1 protein-coding gene is annotated in these 2,854 nt (G+C 31.4%); it reads left to right on the plus strand.

Translation table 11 applies throughout. The features are described from left to right. The first annotated feature begins 33 nt into the window (after positions 1-33). Positions 34-2,556 carry an OmpA family protein gene (locus tag AC3IF2_RS13215; RefSeq protein ID WP_489168029.1) on the plus strand — a complete coding sequence of 841 codons (2,523 nt, stop codon included), beginning with the start codon at positions 34-36 and terminating at the stop codon, positions 2,554-2,556. The last annotated feature ends 298 nt before the right edge of the window (positions 2,557-2,854 follow it).

Genomic DNA, 2,854 nt, shown 5'->3' on the forward strand with positions numbered 1-2,854 from the left:
ATAATTATATATTTAATGTGGATTAAATGCACAATGAAAAGATTACTAACTCTAACTGTTTTTTTAACAGTTACTTTCCTTTTTGCTCAGACTACACCTGGTGAATATACCGTTAATGGAGTTAGTGTTAATACTAAATTATCAGATTTCGGTACAGCTTTTTTTGGCAAGAATAAAGTGATTTTTGCAGCTCCAAAAGATAACATCTCTATTACAAGAATTAAATGGGAAGGGAATAATCAACCGTTTTTAGATCTATACATCGGTGATATTGATGAAAATGGGGAGATTACTAACAAGAAAAGAGTTATTGGAGATATAAACACCAAGTATCACGAAGGTGTCGTCTCTTTTGCTAAGGATAAGAAAACAGTTTATTTTAGTGCTAACGATTATTTAAAGAGAAAGTTTAGAACTGATTCAACAGGAACAAACAACATTCAATTATTTAAAGCTTCTGTTACTGATAAGGGGGAGTGGATAAACATAAGAAAACTTCCGTTTAATGATTTAAGTTATTCTACAGGGCATCCCGCATTAAGTGTTGATGATTCTAAATTATATTTTATATCAGATAGGCCAGAATCTATTGGTAAAACAGACATTTATGTTGTAGATATAAATAACGATGGAACATATAGTGAACCTAGAAATCTTGGAGAAAAGATCAATACAGAAGAACGTGAAATGTTTCCATTTATTAGTGATGATAATATCTTGTATTATTCTTCAAACGGAAAACCTGGTTTTGGCGATTTAGATGTCTATGCAAGCAAAATATTTGATAATACAGTTGCTGAACCAATCAATCTTGAAGAGCCAGTTAATAGTAATAAAGACGATTTCGCATATATAATAGACGACACCAACCACAAAGGTTATTTTTCTTCTAATAGAAAAGGAGGAAAAGGAGATGATGATATTTATAGGTTCTCATCTTTTCCACCAATTCATTTTGAATGTAATCAAGAAATCACAGGCGTTGTAAGAGATAAAGAAACACATGCTTTGTTGCCAGGTGCAACCGTTCAGTTATTAGATAAAGACGGCAATAATATTAAAGAAGTTGTTGTTAACGAGGATGCTTCATACAATTTTGAATTGCCTTGTAATACTGAATTTACTTTAGTTGGTACTGCTCCAGGTTTTTTAAGAGAAGAAGTTCCTGCAAAAACAGTTAATGATTTGGATGCTGATCCGCTAAATGTATATGTAGACTTAGTTCCAGAGTTAAAGGTGGTAGACGAAAAAATCATGATAAACATCAACACTATTTATTTTGATTTTGACAAATGGAATATTCGTCCAGAAGCAGCTAAAGAACTAGATAAAGTTGTCGCGGTTATGTTAGATCATCCTTCTATGGTTATTGAGGCGGGCTCACATACTGATTCAAGAGCAAGGGAAGCATACAATCAAGTATTGTCTGAAAAAAGAGCCAAAGCTACGGTAGATTATATTCTTTCAAAAGGGATTAATCCAAGTAGAATAGCAGCGAGAGGTTATGGCGAAATGCAATTGGTAAACGAATGTTCAAGTTTTGTTAAGTGCCCTAGAGAAAAGCATCAGTTAAATAGAAGAACAGAGTTTGTGATTGTAAATGATAATGACAGATTTGCTTCTACAAATGCTAATGTAAACAATGTAAAACTTGATAAAAAAGTAAACCTTACCTATGTAGATGTGATTGACAACGAGCAAAACACTGTTGCTTCGACTTCTGAAAACAACTCGGAGAGTAATACTGAAAGAACAGTGATTACAACGCCAATTTCTAAGAACAACAGCAAAAGTAATTTTGTTAAAATCTTACCTATTTACTTTGAATATGATAAGTGGAGTTTATCAGATAATGAGTTGAAAGGATTAGATAATGTTGTTCAGATTATGGAGGAAAATCCAGCGATTGTAGTCGAAGCTGGAGCACATACTGACTCTAGAAATTTAGAATCATATAATCAGATTTTATCTGATAAAAGAGCAAAAACCGTTGTAAGCTATATAGTATCAAAAGGAATAGACCCAAGTAGAATTACTGGCAAGGGTTATGGAGAGCAACGATACGTGAATAAATGTAAAAGCTTCGTTGATTGCTCTGAAGAAGAGCATCAGGCAAATAGAAGAATAGAGTTTATGGTTGTGGATGGTAATGGTTTTCCAAGTGAGCAATTTGTAGAAAAGCAAACGGATAAATTCATTAATACAAATCCAATTTATTTTGATTACGATAAGTCTGATATCCGTAAAGATGCTGCATACGAGTTAAATAGAGTAGTGCAAATATTAAAAGCCAACCCTGAAATGTATATTGAGGCTGGATCTCATACAGATTCTAATAATACAGAAGCTTATAATCAGGTATTATCTGATAAAAGAGCAAAATCAGTTAAGAATTATCTTGTGTTAAAAGGAATTAATAAAGAAAGAATTGTGAGTAAAGGTTTTGGCGAAATGCAATTAGTGAATAAATGTTCAAGTTCTGTAAAATGTACGCCAGAACAACATCAAGAGAATAGAAGAACTGAATTTAAGATTATTAAAAAATCAATAAAATAAAAAGTTAATAATTGAATAAAAAATAAAAGTAGTTTAAAAATAGGCTTTAACATTTTTTTATATATTTGTCAGAATAGCTAATTTGTTGCTAATAGCTAAGATTATAAAGGGGAAAATGTAATTCATAAGCCTTTGAATTACTAAAAAATATTAAGTAAACATATTATGAAGAAAAATTACTTTAAATTCATGAAGAGTGATTATAAGATTGTCATTCTAATAGCTCTTTTTTCTTTAGGAATTTCTTTGAACAGTGCAGTTCAAGCTCAAGATTCAGATGGAGATTCTATATTGGACG

This window comes from Maritimimonas rapanae (genome assembly GCF_057837205.1).